The sequence below is a fragment of the Streptomyces sp. NPDC090045 genome (assembly GCF_044747975.1).
GTDB lineage: Bacteria > Actinomycetota > Actinomycetes > Streptomycetales > Streptomycetaceae > Streptomyces.
This window is the reverse complement of record NZ_JBIVFA010000008.1, coordinates 19,493-34,696: the sequence shown is the minus strand read 5'-3', so window position 1 is coordinate 34,696 and position 15,204 is coordinate 19,493. Positions and strand designations below refer to the sequence as shown.

General features: G+C 72.8%; 12 protein-coding genes. 1 reads left to right on the top strand and 11 read right to left on the bottom strand.

The annotated features are described in order from the left end of the window. Nucleotides 1–2: 2 nt before the first annotated feature. The 11 genes from ACIPYQ_RS21740 to ACIPYQ_RS21690 form a co-directional block, all read right to left on the bottom strand. On the bottom strand, nucleotides 3–608 hold the full coding sequence (locus ACIPYQ_RS21740; protein WP_401253516.1) for a hypothetical protein: 606 nt from the start codon (nucleotides 606–608) through the stop codon (nucleotides 3–5). Next, nucleotides 605–970, bottom strand: coding sequence for a hypothetical protein (locus ACIPYQ_RS21735; RefSeq protein ID WP_401253513.1), 366 nt, complete (start codon nucleotides 968–970; stop codon nucleotides 605–607). The genes ACIPYQ_RS21740 and ACIPYQ_RS21735 overlap by 4 nt, the downstream gene beginning before the upstream one ends. Beyond that, nucleotides 967–6,135, bottom strand: a complete 5,169-nt coding sequence (locus ACIPYQ_RS21730; RefSeq protein ID WP_401253511.1) for a caspase family protein — start codon at nucleotides 6,133–6,135, stop codon at nucleotides 967–969. Before ACIPYQ_RS21730 ends, ACIPYQ_RS21735 begins: the two co-directional genes overlap by 4 nt. Before the next feature lie 28 nt (nucleotides 6,136–6,163). Then, nucleotides 6,164–6,424: a DUF6059 family protein gene (locus tag ACIPYQ_RS21725; RefSeq protein WP_401253508.1), complete on the bottom strand. Its 261-nt coding sequence runs from the start codon at nucleotides 6,422–6,424 to the stop codon at nucleotides 6,164–6,166. Nucleotides 6,425–6,428: 4 nt separating this feature from the next. Continuing rightward, nucleotides 6,429–8,006 (bottom strand): tryptophan halogenase family protein, encoded by a 1,578-nt coding sequence (locus ACIPYQ_RS21720; protein ID WP_401253505.1) that lies wholly within the window; start codon nucleotides 8,004–8,006, stop codon nucleotides 6,429–6,431. Between the two features lie 38 nt (nucleotides 8,007–8,044). Next, nucleotides 8,045–8,776 (bottom strand): tryptophan 2,3-dioxygenase family protein, encoded by a 732-nt coding sequence (locus ACIPYQ_RS21715; RefSeq protein WP_401253502.1) that lies wholly within the window; start codon nucleotides 8,774–8,776, stop codon nucleotides 8,045–8,047. A 44-nt stretch (nucleotides 8,777–8,820) separates the two neighbouring features. Next, complete coding sequence (locus ACIPYQ_RS21710) at nucleotides 8,821–9,672, bottom strand: alpha/beta hydrolase (protein ID WP_361754463.1); 852 nt, start codon at nucleotides 9,670–9,672, stop codon at nucleotides 8,821–8,823. Between the two features lie 77 nt (nucleotides 9,673–9,749). Then, nucleotides 9,750–10,958 (bottom strand): cytochrome P450, encoded by a 1,209-nt coding sequence (locus tag ACIPYQ_RS21705; protein ID WP_401253498.1) that lies wholly within the window; start codon nucleotides 10,956–10,958, stop codon nucleotides 9,750–9,752. Then, nucleotides 10,955–11,539, bottom strand: a complete 585-nt coding sequence (locus ACIPYQ_RS21700) for a flavin reductase family protein (protein ID WP_361754469.1) — start codon at nucleotides 11,537–11,539, stop codon at nucleotides 10,955–10,957. The genes ACIPYQ_RS21705 and ACIPYQ_RS21700 overlap by 4 nt, the downstream gene beginning before the upstream one ends. Continuing rightward, complete coding sequence (locus ACIPYQ_RS21695; protein WP_401253495.1) at nucleotides 11,536–11,793, bottom strand: phosphopantetheine-binding protein; 258 nt, start codon at nucleotides 11,791–11,793, stop codon at nucleotides 11,536–11,538. Before ACIPYQ_RS21695 ends, ACIPYQ_RS21700 begins: the two co-directional genes overlap by 4 nt. A 2-nt stretch (nucleotides 11,794–11,795) precedes the next feature. Further along, complete coding sequence (locus ACIPYQ_RS21690; protein WP_401253492.1) at nucleotides 11,796–13,340, bottom strand: class I adenylate-forming enzyme family protein; 1,545 nt, start codon at nucleotides 13,338–13,340, stop codon at nucleotides 11,796–11,798. A gap of 788 nt (nucleotides 13,341–14,128) precedes the next feature. Between ACIPYQ_RS21690 and ACIPYQ_RS21685 the strand changes: the two genes are divergently transcribed. Further along, nucleotides 14,129–15,196 carry a cytochrome P450 gene (locus ACIPYQ_RS21685; protein ID WP_401253489.1) on the top strand — a complete coding sequence of 356 codons (1,068 nt, stop codon included), beginning with the start codon at nucleotides 14,129–14,131 and terminating at the stop codon, nucleotides 15,194–15,196. Nucleotides 15,197–15,204 lie beyond the last annotated feature (8 nt).

Below are 15,204 nucleotides of genomic sequence, written 5' to 3'. Positions count from 1 at the left end.
GCCTACGGGGCCGTGCCGCAGGTACGGGCCGGCCGCAGGCTCACGACGCTCGTCTGCGGCACGGAGACCGTGCCGCCCGCCTTGGTGCGGAGCGACACCTGTTGCCCGTCCGCCGCGACCAGTTCACCGCACACGCTCCCGGTGCTCGTGCGCACGTCGACGAGATGGTCCGGGGCGGCGGACGTCGTCACCCAGGCGAGGAGCAGCGCCCCGACCACCAGGAGGACCCCCAGCAGGCAGCACACGGAGGCCCGGCCCAGCGCCCGGGTCACCCGCGACACCTCCTGCTCGGTCCAGCGCCGGAGCGCCTGTCCCCCCAGGAGGATCTCGCCGCCGGGCACACCGTGGGCCGCACGCACGGCCAGGAGCGAGCCCGCCACCAGCAGGACGAAGGCCGACACCAGCAGTCCGGTCGCCGTGGCACGGGCCCATTGCGGCAGTTCCGCCAGATTGTCCCGGCCCTTCAGCAGCACGAGCACGGCCAGCAGCGTCGTCAGCCCGGTCAGGCCGGTGCGCCAGCCCTCGGCCTGTCTGCGCAGCTCCGGCAGTCTGGTGAACTCCAGTTCACGGGCGCGCTCGGCCCAGCGCCGATCGGAGTGCGCGCTCACCGCCGGACGCGCCAGCTGGCCCCGCACCCGCGGTACCACGTGTCCGGCGGGCACTGGGGATGCGCGTGCCCGCATTCACAGAAGTGCGTCTCCTCGAACAGGGGATCCGGCTCGGCCGGGGCCGGGTCCGCCGTCGCGGTTCCCAGGAGGCGGCCCAGCACCCCCTTGGTCCCGGTCCCCGGCATCGCCCACGGGAACGGCGACTCCGTACGGCCGTGACAGCGCGGGCACGTCCCGGAGACGACCACTCCCGTGCCGTCGGGAGCGGTCCGCCGGGTGAAGAGCGCCGGGTCGACCTCGCCGAGGTCCTCCTCCGCGTACGCCAGTCCGTGGTCGTGCGATCGGCCGGGTGCCGTCGTCATGCGCCCTCCTCGTCCTTCTCGGCCGGCTCCACATCGAGCCCGAACATCTCCGCGTACACGGCCAGTCGCTCCCTCACCCATGCGGGTGTCTCCCCGACGGCCAGGGCGCAGGCGGCCACCCGTTCCCCGCCGGCCGTCCGGGGGGCCGCGGGCAGCATGCCGTCGAGCCGTTCGGAGAGGATCACCAGGTCCTGCCAGCGGGGCACGACGTCGGGTACCCCGGTGAAGGGCGGCGCCCCTCCTGCCAAGGCCAGGTACGGCCTGATCCGCCGCCACGTGCGGCTCACGGGCTCACCGAGGCGGCCGGCGATGCTGACGAGGTCGAGCGGCACGAGAGGGGACCCGGCGGGGGAGGCCCGGTGCTCCGGGGCGACGGTCGCGACGTCACGGTCGTCGGGCACGCCGCCGGGGAGGGCCGCCACGGCTTCGGCATCCAGCTCCGGTACGAGCGCGCCGATCGCGCGCAGCGGCACGAGCGCCTCGAACGCCTCGCGCACGCCCTTGCGGCGCTCACGGGCGTACTCGACGAGGCCGTGCAGGGTGAGCGGGGTCCAGCGGGGGCTCTCGCACCACTCACCGTCGGTCTCGTCGTCGAACCCGTACGCGACCAGGGCCGCCGTCTCCTCCCACGACGGACTGAACTTCCTGAGCTCTCTGGGCAGTTCCCCGGCCGTCAGTTCCGGCGCGAGCTTCAGGCGCTCGGCCTCCCGGTTCGCCGTCTTCCACAGGTACGACAGCTTCTCCCGCAGCTGCACGCTCGCGGTGAACAGGACGGCCCCGGTGGCCGGGACCGGGTAGTCCGCAGCGTCGAAGGAGGGGTCGGCGCCGGAGAAGGCGTACCTGCTCGGCGTCGGCAGCTCGCCCCAGGCCCGGAGCAGGTTCGCGCAGTCGGGCAGGGAGACTCCCGCGGCGCGCAGTTCGTCGACGCTCCAGGACTGCTCCTGCAACGAGGTCTTGTGCGACCGGACGTACGCGAGGTCCCGGAGCGAGACCCCGCCCTCGAGGTGGACGTCCACCCCGTGCAGCCGGCCCACGAGCTGGCCGGTCCCGGGTGAGGGAACGGTCCGCCGTCCCGCAGAGCCCTTCGGGTACCGCCGTTGGTGGGCCAGACCGAGGGCCTCCGCCTGCGCGGCGAGGATCCGCTCCGCCTTGCCCAGCGGAATCTCCCATTCCGCGGCGAGGGCGATGGTGGCGGCCCACGGCAGCACGGTGCGTCCGTCGCCGCCGTCGCCCTCGCCGACGACGTAGTGCCACAGGAGGGGGAAGAGATCGGCGGGAACCCGGGCCCAGCGGTCGACGGCCTCCGGATCGGGAAGGGGGCGCAGCCAGCCGAAGGGCGCGATCCGCCGCAGGGCCTCGCGCGGATCGCACCCTCCGCGCACCGCCGCCGACCGGAGGTCCCGGGCAGTGGTGACCGGCCGCCAGGTGTACGTGTCCTCCGGGACGTAGAGGAGGGCCAGTTCCTCCTCGGTGCACACGTGGTCGCGGTGGTGGCCGGGCACGTCGGGGACCGGCCCGGGGAGGAACGGCGCGTACTTGGCGCACGCGTCCGCCAACCGCCCGAGCTCCGTCCGGTACTGGGCGGACGTGCGGACGATCCCGCCGAGGTCCTGCGGCGGATGCCGGTGGAGGATCGTGTCGGGGCCCTTCGGCTTGGCCTTCTTGCGGCCCCCGACGGTGACGGGGAAGTCGCGCACGGAGTCCCGGTCCGGACCCAGGAGCCCCGACACGATCCTCAGGTCGGTGGCGTCCGGCCTCCAGTCGAGGTCGCCACGGCCGAAGACCGCCGGCCCGGCCAGCATCGGGTGCACGATCCGCAGGGACCGGGCCGCGCGGAGCACCTCCGATACGCGGATCCCCTGGGTCCCGGCCGCCTGCACCGCGTTGCGCCAGTCCCCCTTGACCCCGGTCGCGATGTCCGACCAGCCCGGTTGCGGTACCGGATGGCCCTCGAGGGACTCGGGAGCCGCTTGCAGCCGCCCGCGGGAACCCCGCCCGAGAGCGGCGGTCCTCCAGGGCCGGACGGCGTCATGGAGCCGGCCTTCCTCGCCCGAGCCGCGCGACCGGTCTCCCAGGCGCGCGTCCAGCCTGAACCAGCCGACTTCGTCGAGGTCGACCCTGCGGCCGTACTCGGCCCCGACCAGGACACCCCGGCCCCGCCACTCCTTCCACAGGATCCGGGCGATCGAGGGGTGCCTGGACTCCAGGCTCCGCAGCCAGTCGAGGGTCAGTCCGGGCCACGCGGCGAGGGCGGGAGCGCCCCGGCGCATCTGCTCGTGCGCCCACCGGACGTCGTACCCTTCCAGCCTGTTCCGGTTGACGCTGAGTCTGCCCCGGTGTGCGCCCGACAGATTGAGGACGTAGCCGAACGTGCCCTTGTCGGAGAGGATGCCGTCGCACACGAGCGCACCGCCGTCCTCGACCCACCACAGGGTGCCGGGCACCGCCTCGACCGCGGAGTCCGCCGCGACCTCGAACTTACCCTCACCTGCCTGGAGTTCGCCGGGTCCCCAGGTGGCCCCCCGGCCGTCCGCGCCCCGGACCTCCAGGGCGAACTCGCCGACCAGGACCTGTGAACGCAGCGCCGACAGGCAGGAGGCGTCCGTCATGACATGGGCATCGCGCAGGTAGAGGCGTACGCGCGTGCCGCCGTCGGGAAGGTCCGTGCCGTCGCGCTCGTCGACCTCCCGCACCCGGAACAGGCTGCCGCTGACGGGAATCTCCACGCGCAGCGCCTTCTGCGCGGGCCTGCCGTCGGTGCCGACCGGCCGCGTGACGATCACCATCTCGTCGGCCAGCATGAAGTAGCTGAACACACCGATCCCGAAACGGCTGTTGGGGTAGAGCCGCAGCGTCCGGTCCTGGCGCAGCCAGGCTGCCTGCTCGCGACGGAAGGCCTGGGACTGGTCGAAACGCCGGCCGGCCCGGGTGAAGGTGCTCCTGAGCTGGATCTCGGTCATGCCGACGCCGTTGTCGAGGCACTCGACGTAGCGGCCGCGGTCGTCCTCGCCGGTCTCGATCCGGATGGAGCCCGCCCAGGGCCGGGGTGCCTTCCCGCAGCTGCGCAGGTAGCGGACCCGCATCTCCCGGTAGCGGCAGGCGTCCAGGGCGTTCTGGTACATCTCCCGCAGGGCCAGAGCCGGCTTCCCGTCGTACAGCTCCTCGCCCATCAGCAGCCGCCGGATCTCCGTCTGCGCCAGCGAGAAGCGGGCCAGGGGCACGTCGTACGCGGGGAGGCCGCGCTGCTCTTCCGGCCTGAGGCGGTGGTCGGTGAGCCGTGCGGGCAGCCCCTTCAGCAACGCGCCCTCGTCTGTGGGCAGTCGCTGCGCGGTCTCCGTGAGGGCATGGACGAGTTCGTCGGCGTCCTCGACGACCGAGGCGAGTGCGGCATGGACCGCGGGGTGCGGGCAGACGGCGTCCAGGTGCAGGTACGGGGGTGCCCCGCCGCTCCGGTCGAGGTCCCACACCGCGTCGCGCAGCACGGTGATCACCTCGTGCGGCACCACCGGGTCGGAGACGGCCAGGTGCTCGGCGACGACCTCCGGAAGTCGCCGGGCGTCGAAGGCGAGCAGCCCCGCCAGACGCAGCAGCGCCGCCAGCGGGCGCACCCGCAGCCGCTGCGGGGTCCTCGTCCCGCGGACGACATGGCGGGCGGGGAGCTCGGCCCGCCGGCCCTCCGGCGGTTCCCCGAGGACCAGTCCCGCGGCAACCGTCCGCAGGGCCGCCGACAGCTGCGCCGCCCGTCCGGTGCCCGCCGTGGCCGCCTTGCCCGGCGCGCCCGCCCCGTCCGCAGGGGGCGGCGCCCCCTCCAGCAGCCGGGCCACGAAGCCGTCGCCCCACGCCCCGGGCACGGCCTCCTCGTCGGTGGCGAACCGCTCGGCGATCCACCGGTGCACCAGCCACAGCACGACGGCGTCGCGGTCGTCCGACGGCGTGGACTCCCACCAGTACCAGCCCGTGAGCTTCTCGGTGACCTGGGGATGGTGCTCGGTGATCTGCTCGTAGTGCCGCCGCTGGTCGTCGGCGTCCGAACGGCGGCCCACCGACCGCGGACGGATCTCGGCGGCCCGGCTCAGCCGGCCGGCCCACGCCGCCTCGTGCAGCAGGACGCCGGCGATGAGCGCCGTCACCTCCAGGGCGGACAGCCCGGCGTCCTCGGGCAGGAGCATCGGGAGCACGTCGCGCAGCAGACGTACGGGGAACTCGTCGTCGGCCCACGGGTCGGGCAGCCGCTCCTGCGCGTGGTGGACGTGCCGGGCCACGTCCACGGCGAGCGAGGCCAGACAGTCCTGGAAGGGGGCGACGGACGCCGCGTCGCCGGCCGGGACGCGGTCCCAGAGCACCGACGTGCGCACGGCATCCTGCCACGCCTCCAGCAGGCGCCTGCCCCGGGCGATCTCCCGCGACCTGGTCTCGGCCTCCCGGTCGCTGCCGTAGCGGATCAGGACCTGCTGAGGGGCCGCCCGCGCGCGCCGGGCGCGGGCCTGGGTCTCCCGCCGGACCGCCTCGTGGACCTGTTCCACCGTGACGGCTTCGGTCAGGGGGTCGAACGCCCGGGCGAGGGCGAGGGAGAAGAAGCTGCCGGCCTCGGAGAAACCGCTGCGCTCGCCGGGCGCGCATCCGGTCAGCAGGGCGAAGCCGGAGTGCGGCGGCCCCTGCGTGACGTGGCTTCCGAACGCGGTGGCTCCCGCGTCCCCGGCCGAGCGGCAGGCGTCGATGAGCCACAGGACGGTGCCGGCGCCGCAGTCGGCCAGATACCTGCTGATGTCCGCGTCCAGCAGGGACTCGCGTACGTGCGGCTGGTCCCAGGCGTCCCGGTCGCCGCCGGGTCCGGAGGAGGCCCGGGCGTCGGCGGGTCCGGAGGAGGCCCGGGCGTCGGCGGGCACCAGATAGTCGGTGTCACCGATGCGCACGCCGTGCCCGGTGAAGTAGAGGAGCAGGGTGCTTCCGGCGGCCGCCCCCGCCGCGAGGGCGGTGATCCGCTCGGTGATCTCGTTGCGCGTCGGATCGCACAGCGTCTCGACGGCGTAGCCGCTCCCCCGCAGAGCGGCGCCCATGGCCCGGAGGTCCGCGTCGACGGTGGCCCCCAGCGGCCGCAGCCGGTGCGCGACCCCGGGGTTGTCCCGCACGCCGATCAAGAGCGCGGTACGACCGGCGGCTTCCATCCGACCCCCTCGGTATCCCCTCCGAAGATCACATGATGGCATCCGATCCGCGTGCTCCGGTGGTGAGTTGACTCCACAGGGCCCGCTCGGCGGGGGAGGGCGGAAGGTCGGGGACGAGGCACTCCGGGTGGCCCGGGCCGGGGGGTGAGCGGGGATCCGGCGGGTGGGCCCCGTCCGCGGTGATCCATTCCAGGGGCGGGGTGAGGCCCCAGAGCGTGCCGAAGGCCATGAACCCCGGCTGCATCCACTCGGTGAACCTGACCAGCCAGTGCCGTTCTCGGTGCGCCATGCGATCAGACGCCCGCGGCCCGGCCCGCCGCGCCGCCGTGCTGGTGCGCCAGGTAGGCGTACTGGCTGGGCAGCCGGTCGACCAGGGTCTTCGCCTGGTGGCGCACCAGCTCGAACTCCCTGACCGCGTCGGCGTCGTCGAGTCCGCCGAGCACCGGGAGCGCCGGGACCGGCAGACCGCCGAGGCCCAGCAGCATGGCGGTGTACGAGTAGGGCTCGAAGCCGTGGAAGTAGGGGTAGACCGAGTCCGCGTCGGGCAGTTTGGTGCGCCACTGCTCGATGCGCTCGGCGAGGGCGTCCGGCAGTGGACGGGTCTTGGCGTCCCGCCAGTACTGGTTGTCGTCGCGGGCGGCGGCGTAGTAGTGGAGGACGAGGAACTCCCGGACGCCGTCCATGACCCGCCCGACCTGCCGGTTGTACGCCTGGCGCAGGCGGTCGTCGTCCTGCCGGTCGGGGAGGTGCCGCACCAGCTGCTCGATGGCGTTCTGGATGAAGAAGATCCCGGTCGACTCCAGCGGCTCGACGAACCCGCTGGAGAGGCCGATCGCCACGCAGTTCTTCACCCAGGACTGCGCGCTGCGCCCGATCCTCATCCGGATGTGGTTGACCTCCAGGTCGTCCGCCGCCGGACCGACGAACTCCCGCAGGGTCCGCTCCGCGCCCTCCTTCGACAGGTAGTCGCCGGCGTACACGTACCCGGTGCCCAGCCGGTCGAGCAGCGGGATCGTCCAGATCCATCCGGCGTCCTGGGCGGTGGCCGTGGTGCAGGGGCGCATGCCCCGCGAAGCCACGTCCACCGGCACGCGCAGGGCCACCGCGCTGTCGTTGGGCAGACTGTCCTGGTACGAGAGGAAGGGCACGCCCAGGGCCTGGTTCAGCAGCATGCCGCGGAAGCCGGTGCAGTCGACGAACAGGTCTCCGGCGAGTTCGCCGTGGTCCTTGGTGAGGACGTTCCGGATGTGCCCGCGCTCGTCGAGGCGTACGTCGAGGACGTCGTCGACGACGTGCCGGACCCCGCGCCCGGTCCCGTACCGGGTGAGGAAGCGGGCCAGCAGCGTCGCGTCGAAATGGTAGGCGTACGGGAACTGCGTGCTCCCGGCGTTCGGCGCCGCGCGGTGCATGGGGCGGTCGCCGCCGGCCGTGACCTCCTGCTCGAAGATGGTCCCGTCGAGGTACCGGGGCGAGCTCTTCGCCTCGCACAGCGCGGCCAGCACGGAGGTGTCGCGGTCGTACTGGTCACCCGGCCGCAGGTGCAGCCACCAGTCGGCCAGCGAGAAGCCCCCGACGGACCGCGGGCGTTCGAACGGGTGGTAGAAGTGGTGGCCCTTGGCCCGCCAGTCCTCGAAGCGGATGGCGAGTTTGTACGAGGCGTGGCACTCGGGCATCCACTCGTGCTCGGCCAGGCCCAGGAACTCGAAGAAGTGCCGCACGGTGCTGAACGTGGCCTCGCCCACCCCGATCGTCGAGACGTTCTCCGACTCGACGAGGGTCACGTGGATCCGGTCGCCGAGGGCGGCCTTGAGGTAGGTGGCGGTCATCCACCCGGCGGTCCCGCCGCCGACGATTACCACACGGGAGATCATTTGGTCCTCACCTCAGTCTTTCGTGGTCGAAGGGGTTCTCAGCCGGCGCTGCCGGCGAGCTCCGGGGCGTGCGCCGCGCCCCGGAGCCGCCGGAGCTCGGCGAAGGGCAGGACGATGCGCCGCACCAGGTGGTCGACACCGCTGCTGCCGCCCGTGCCGGGCTCGTCGCCGACCATCCTCGACATCAGACCGAGGTGGGCGACCTTCCAGCGCCAGTAGCCGTCGCCGACGTCGAGCAGCCCCTCGCCGACGCGGTACAGCCCGCCCGTGTCGTGTCCCGGCCGGCACACCTGGGCGACCGAGGCGCCGCGACGGGCCGCGGCCGCCGTGAACGCCTCGTACAGCGCCCCGGCCCGCCGGCCGTCCCCGATCAGCCGGGCGAGCCGGGCGAACTGCTCGGACTGGGCCCCGCTCGCCGTGCCGAGGTACGGCCGGAACTCGGCGAAGTGCCGCAGCGGCAGCCGCTCCAGCACCAGGACCTGCTCGTGCAGCACCCGGAGGAGATCGCTCGACCGCCGCAGGAGCTCCACGCCGGTCTCGACGCCCTCGGCTCCGGACTCGGGCGCGAGGGCCTGCACCACGGCGTCGAGGTCGGCGATCACCTGCTTGAGCCACAGCTCGCAGGACTGGTGCGCGACGATGAAGAAGTGCTCGGCCAGGGCCACCGCGCGGTCGGCGGTGGCGGGCGTACGGGGAGTCTGCAGCGAGAGCAGGGTGTCCACCCGCAGGTAGTCCGAGTAGGTCGGATCGGTCGTGGTCAGATCGGTCATGGGTCACTCCGGGTGCAGCACGGGGTCGATGGCACGGCGCCGGCTCAGGCCCTCTCGGTGAGCACCTGGCGCAGGAGACGGACGAACGGCTCGGGCTCGCCCTGGAAGCCGGTGTGGTCGCCGGGGAACTCGACGAGCTTCGTACCGAGCTCCTCGGCCAGCGCGGTCGCGGACCGGTGGGAGAGCTGGCCCTCGGCGTCGGAGCCGCCCGCCACCACGATGCGGTCGGCCACGGCCCGCAGCGCGGCCCGGTCGGGGCGGTGGAGAGCGGTGGGACGCAGGACGTGCAGGAAGAACCGGTCGAGGATGGCCCGGACATCGGCCGGCGGGGTGAACGATTCCAGGTCGGTCACTTCGTGCCGGCCGCCGCCCGGCGGCCGGGAGAAGCGCTCGACACCGGTCAGGGCGGCGTACTTCTTCAGCGCCGCGTTGCGGCCCTCGCCGGTGAAGGTCGCGTAGACCTCCTCGATCCCGGCGCGCAACCGCGTCCGGTCCGGCAGCAGTTCGACCAGGGGCGCCTCGTGGGCCACGAGGGTGCGGACCTGCTCGGGGTGGCCGGCGGTGAGCGCGAGGCCGATGGAGGCGCCGCCGCTGCTGCCGAAGACGTACGCGGGCTCCCGGCCGAGCGCCGACAGCAGCCGATGGACGTCGTCGGTCAGCACGTCGAGCGTCACCTCCGCGTCCGGGTCCTCGACGGTGCTGCGCAGGAAGCCGCGGGGGTCGTAGGTGACGACGGTGAAGTGCTCGGCCAGCAGCGGGGTGATGGTCGCGAATCCCCTGCTGCCCATCGGCGCACCGACCAGCAGGAGCAACGGGCCCGTTCCGCCGGTCTCGTAGCAGATGCGTGCGCCCGGCACGTCCAGTGTGCGGGCGGTCGGTTCGGTGGTCGTCGCCATGTCCGGCTCGTCCTCTCTCTGGTTCTCGTGGTCTGGATCCCCGCCGGCTCGGGCGGGGGCGGCGGGCCGGCCCGGGCTCAGGCCCACTGCAGCCGGAGCGGGAGCCGCTTCGGGCCGAAGATCCCGCGCGAGTCGTGGAACTCGACGTCCGGGCCGGCCGAGAACCCGCTCCACCGGTCGAGCATCATCTCCAGCGCGATCCGGGCCTCCAGGCGCGCGAGCGGAGCGCCCACGCAGAAGTGGATCCCGTGCCCGAAGCTCAGGTGCGGGTTGGGTGACCGGCGGAAGTCGAAGCGGTCCGGGTCGGCGAACCGGCGTTCGTCCCGGTTGGCCGAGGACAGCCAGGTGACGACGATCCGGCCCGCCGGCACGGTGTGCCCGCCGATCCGGACGTCCTTGCTGGTCCTCCGCGTCATGGGGGCGAGCGGCGCGCGGTGGCGCAGCACCTCCTCGATCGCGGTGGGCAGCCCGCCCGGGTCCGCGCGCAGGGCCCGGACGGCCTCGGGGTGTTCGGACAGGGACAGCACCGCGTTGCCGAGCAGCACGGTGGTGGTGATGTGGCCGGCGAGCAGCAGCAGACTGACGAAGCCCACCATCTCCTCGTCCTCCAGCCGCTGTCCGTCCACCTCCGCGGCCGCGAGCGCGCTGATCAGGTCGTCCTGGGGCCGGGCGCGCCGGGAGCGGATGTGCTCCAGGCAGTAGGGGTTCATCTCGCGCATGACCGCCGCCATGGACTGCACGCGCTGCTCGTTCGGGATGAGGCCGCCGGTCTGCCCGTCCGGCGACACGAGGGCCTCCGCCCACCGCCGGAAGGTCTTCCGGTCCTCGGCCGGGATGCCCAGGAGCTCGGTGATGACGATGACGGGCAGCGGGTAGGCGAGGTCCGAGACCAGTTCGATCCGGTCGGATCCCCGCATGTCGTCCAGCAGCCCGGCGGTGATCTCGGCGATGCGGGGTTCCAGCCGGGCCACCACGCGCGGGGTGAACGCCTTGCCGACCAGGGCGCGCAGCTTGCGGTGGTCGGGCGGGTCCTTGCGGATGAGGTTGCCCCGGGAGAAGAGGTCGACGTCCTCCTGGGAGGGGGTGAGATCGCTGAAGTCCGAGGAGAAGGTGACCGGGTCGGCCAGGATCTGCTCCGCGTCGGCGTACCGGAAGACGTGCCAGACGCCGGCCGCCTCGTCGTGGCTGACGGGCTCTTCCTCCCTCATCCGCCGGAACCAGGCCAGGACGGTCTCTGCGTCGCCGGACTGGTCGGCCAGCCCGGCCCTGTGTGCGGCTGCGGTCATCGCGGTATTCCCCTCGTTCGGTCGGCACGGTGGTCCCGGCCGGTCGCCGGCCAGGCGGAGAACTCCCGGAGGCCGTAGAGCAGCGGTACGCCCGGCCGGACGTCCACCGCCGCCACCTCGCCGAGGACGACCGTGTGGTCACCGACGTCGAACAGCGAGGAGACGGCGCATTCGGCGACCGCGAAGGCGTCCTCGACCAGCCGTGGAAGGCGCGCCGCCCCGGTCGGGCGCCAGCTGACGTGGGCGAAGCGGTCCTCCACCGGGGAGGCGAAGACCTCCGCGGTACGGCGCGCCCGCGCGTGCAGCAGGTTCACGGCGAACCGGCCCCCGGACCTGATCGCGTCGAGGGTGCTGCCGTGGGTCTTGAGACTGACGAGCAGGGTCGGCGGATCGAGGCTCACGCTGCTGAGCGAGGAACAGGTGACGCCGCGGGGCGAGCCGTCCCGGCCGGTGCTCGTCACGACCGTCACTCCGGTGGGGAACGAGCTCATCAGCGACCGGAAGCCGGCGCCGTCCACGTGGCACCGGTCGGCGGCGCGCGCCGGCTCGGAGCCGGGGGCGGCGGTGGGAAGGGGTTTCACTCCGGCCGTCCGGCCACGGACTCGGCGAGGGAGAGGAGCGAACTGAAGGCGGAGGGGGGCCGGTCCGCGTCCCATGCGACACGGAACTCGTTCTCCAGACGGTCCAGGAGGATCGTGAGGGTGAGCGAGTCGACGCCGAGGCTCAGCAGCGAGGCGTCGCGGGGGACCGGCGTACCGTCGGGGAGGTCGTCCCAGACCTCCGCCAGGAGGGCTTCGAGTCGGGTGAGGACGTGTTCCAGCTCGGTGCTCGCCATGCTCACTCTCCCTGCGTCGGCCGGGCGGTCCCAGCGGTCGGTGCGGCGCCGTCGGCCACGGCGGCGCGAAGGCTGCGCCGGTCGGTCTTCCCGGCGCTGTTGCGCGGCAGCTCCGGCAGGGTCAGGAACTCCACCGGCCGCTTGTAGCGCGCCAGTTGCCGACGGGCGAGGTCACGCAGTTCGCCGGCCAGCCCCGGATCCGGGCCGTCGGCCACCACGCAGGCGTACGGGAGCTCGCCCCAGTCCTCGCTCGGCACTCCGACGACGCACACCTCGCGCACGGCCGGATGGCTGAGAAGGACCTGTTCGACCTCGGCGGGGTAGACCTTCTGCCCGCCGCGGACGATGACGTCCTTGACCCGGCCGGTGAGGTGGATGTAGCCCTGCTCGTCCACCGTCCCCAGATCCCCCGTGCGCACCCAGCCGTCGCGCAGGGCGTCCTCGGTCGCCGCGGTGTCCGCCCAGTAGCCCCGCATGACGGCCGGGCTGCGCACCCAGAGTTCGCCGATCCGTCCGGTGGGGGAGGGGTGTTCCCGGTCGTCACGGCTCCGGACGGCCGTGCCCGCGGTCGCGCGGCCGATCGACGCGGCCCGGCCCCGGGCTTCTCCCGGTGCGTAGTCGTGGTCCTCGGGCGGCAGGGTCACCACCGGGCCGCCGGCTTCGGTCAGGCCGTACAGCTGACGGAACCCGCATCCGAGCGCCTTCCGGGCTTCGAGGAGCAGGGGGCGCGGCATCGGCGCCGCACCGTAGATGACCTCCCGGAGGCCGGCCGTCCGTTCCGGCGCGAACCCCTTGGCCCTGAGCAGGAACCTGAGCATGTCCGGGACCAGGAACAGGTGGGTCACCCCGTTCCGGTGGATCGTGGCGAGGCACTCCTGCGGGCTGAACATGCGCATCAGTGCCACCGTCGCGCCGGCGGCGAGGTAGATCAGCGGGATCACCATCGCCCCGTGGGAAAGCGGTCCGCAGTGCAGGAAGACGGTCTCGCGGTCCGTCGGGACGTCGGCCAGGTAGCCCAGCGCCACGGAGCGCAGCGAACGGTGGTCCACGCAGACGCCCTTGGGCCGGCCGGTCGTCGCCGACGTCTGCAGGATGAACATCAACGCGTCGTCGGGAACCTCGCCTTCGGGCAGGTCGGGTGCGCGGGAGACGGCCTGCCGGTACTCCTCGCTCTCGTACCGCAGCACGGGAAGGCCGTGGCCGAGATCCGCCGTACCGGGCAGCCCCTCCTCACCGATGACGGCCGAGGCTTCGAACCTCCGCACCGCGGAGGCCACTTCCCCGGCCACCGCCCCGTAGTGGAGCGGAACCGCGGCCGCCCCGATCTTCCCGAGGGCGAAGTAGGTCTCCAGCACCTCCAGGCGGTTGTGCGAGACGACCACGACCCGGTCGCCGAGACCGATGCCCAGGCCGAGGAGAGCCGTGGCCAGAGCGTCGGTCCGGCGGTCCAGCTCGGCATAGGTGCATTGCCTCTCGCCGTCGAGGACTGCGATCCGCTCGCCCCGGCGCTGCCGGCCCCTCTCCAGTAGTTGAGCCATCCATGACATGGACGAACACCTCCCCCGTCTCTCGGTATTCCTGGTCTCCTGATCGGCAACAGGCACATTGCCGGGACAGGGGTGGGGCCAACAACCCTCACTTTGCTGGGGTACCCGATCGGGCATTCGTCTGCTAACGGATCGAGTTCGCGCGCACGGGCAGACGGCGGGGCCTCGCCGGCGCAACGGAAAATGAGTTGCGAATGGCGGGGAGTCGTGAGTCATTCGCATTCGCGTTCAGGCGGGCCCGGAGGCGGGCGGATTATAGCGAGCCCTGGAGTGTTTGGGTACCCTCCAAAATGAGGGTTGTTACGCCGAGGGTCCCTCGGCGATGTTTCTATTGATACAGAAGCGGTACAAGCGCGAGATGTTGCGGCGGGTCGGCTCCCCGACCGCGCCCTCATCGCTGCTTCGGTGCCGCAGAGTTGCAATCGTACGGGGGTAGTGAGATGGCATCTGATATTCCGAAACAGGGCGCTCCCGGTTTCCCGTGGACCCATTCGCCACCCCCGGGTCGACCTCGAGTCTGAGACGTCGCCGGCCTCCGGTCATTTACCTCTTCACCCGTCCACCGGTATTCCCTGTCACCTGTGCCGCGCGGTGTACGACACCGTGGGCCGCTTCGGCGCGCGCTCCGTCGCGAACGCGTGCAGATCGGAATTCAGACTATGGACCACATTGCCGATTACCCGAGCTCGGCCGACCACGCGGGGGAAGTCCCGCAAGAGCTGGAACGGTTACGGCGGGCGGATCCGGTTTCCCGGATCCGCCTACCCGACGGGCGGACCGCCTGGCTCGTGACCCGCCACGACGACGTGCGGACGGTCCTCTCCGGGGCGGGCTTCACCCGCGACCTGTCGGGCGCTGCCGGTACCGCGCAGCCGGCCGACGGCGCACGCCCCATGCGAACGGTGAACATGGACGGCCGTCCGCACCTCGAACTCCGCCGTCTGGTCTCGAAGGCCTTCGGGGTCCGGCAGATCGACGCGCTGCGCCCGCGCGTGGCGGACCTGACGGACGGTCTGCTGGACGCCCTGGAGAAGGACGGCCCGCCCGCGGACCTGGTCCGCCACGTCTCCGCCCCGCTGCCCGCCGTCGTCATCTGCGAACTGCTGGGGTTCCCGGTCGCCGACCACGAGGTACTCGGCCGCTGGTGCGACCGGATCACCACGGTGGGCGCCGGTGGTGTGGACCAGGAGGCGTGGCGTGAGCTCAGCGCCTACGTGACCCGCGCGGCCGACGCGAAGCGCTCCGCGCTCGCGCAGGGGGCCCCGCCGGACGAGGACGTGCTGAGCACGCTGGTCCGCGCCCACGACGAGGAGGGGGCGCTCACCCGGGAGGAACTCGTCACGCTGGTCGTCGTGGTGCTCGCGGGCGGGCTGGAGACGACCCGGACCGCGATCAGTGCCGGACTGCTCCGCCTCTTCCGCCACCCCGATCAGCTGGCGAGACTGCGCGACGACCCCGGGCTGCTGGACCCGGCGATCGAGGAACTGCTCCGCCACCAGCCGGTCATCGACCTGAACCGGGTCCAGGTGGCGACCGAGGACGTCCGGCTGGGCGGCCGCCTCGTGCGCGCCGGTGAACTCGTCCAGGTCTCCGTCAACGCCGCCAACCGCGACGACGAGGTCTTCCCCGATGCCGCGCGGTTCGATGTGGCGCGCCGGCCCAACCCGCATCTCGCCTTCGGCCACGGAGCCCACCACTGCCTCGGCGCCGCCCTGGCGAGAGTCGAGATGAGAGCCGTGTTCGAGGCGATCCTCCGGCGCTTCCCTGACATGCACCTGGCGGTGGCCCCGGAGAGCCTGCGCTGGCGCGGCGGCCACGTCACCTTGGGACTGACGGCGCTGCCCGTCGCCTGGTGAACCCGCCC

What these genes read in the sequence shown, in the direction of transcription:
- ACIPYQ_RS21705 (WP_401253498.1), bottom strand. Translation starts at nt 10,958, where the DNA reads ATGACCGCAGCCGCACACAGGGCCGGGCTGGCCGACCAGTCCGGCGAC.
- ACIPYQ_RS21720 (WP_401253505.1), bottom strand. Translation starts at nt 8,006, where the DNA reads ATGATCTCCCGTGTGGTAATCGTCGGCGGCGGGACCGCCGGGTGGATG.
- ACIPYQ_RS21730 (WP_401253511.1), bottom strand. Translation starts at nt 6,135, where the DNA reads ATGGAAGCCGCCGGTCGTACCGCGCTCTTGATCGGCGTGCGGGACAAC.
- ACIPYQ_RS21690 (WP_401253492.1), bottom strand. Translation starts at nt 13,340, where the DNA reads ATGTCATGGATGGCTCAACTACTGGAGAGGGGCCGGCAGCGCCGGGGC.
- ACIPYQ_RS21695 (WP_401253495.1), bottom strand. Translation starts at nt 11,793, where the DNA reads ATGGCGAGCACCGAGCTGGAACACGTCCTCACCCGACTCGAAGCCCTC.
- ACIPYQ_RS21715 (WP_401253502.1), bottom strand. Translation starts at nt 8,776, where the DNA reads ATGACCGATCTGACCACGACCGATCCGACCTACTCGGACTACCTGCGG.
- ACIPYQ_RS21735 (WP_401253513.1), bottom strand. Translation starts at nt 970, where the DNA reads ATGACGACGGCACCCGGCCGATCGCACGACCACGGACTGGCGTACGCG.
- ACIPYQ_RS21725 (WP_401253508.1), bottom strand. Translation starts at nt 6,424, where the DNA reads ATGGCGCACCGAGAACGGCACTGGCTGGTCAGGTTCACCGAGTGGATG.
- ACIPYQ_RS21710 (WP_361754463.1), bottom strand. Translation starts at nt 9,672, where the DNA reads ATGGCGACGACCACCGAACCGACCGCCCGCACACTGGACGTGCCGGGC.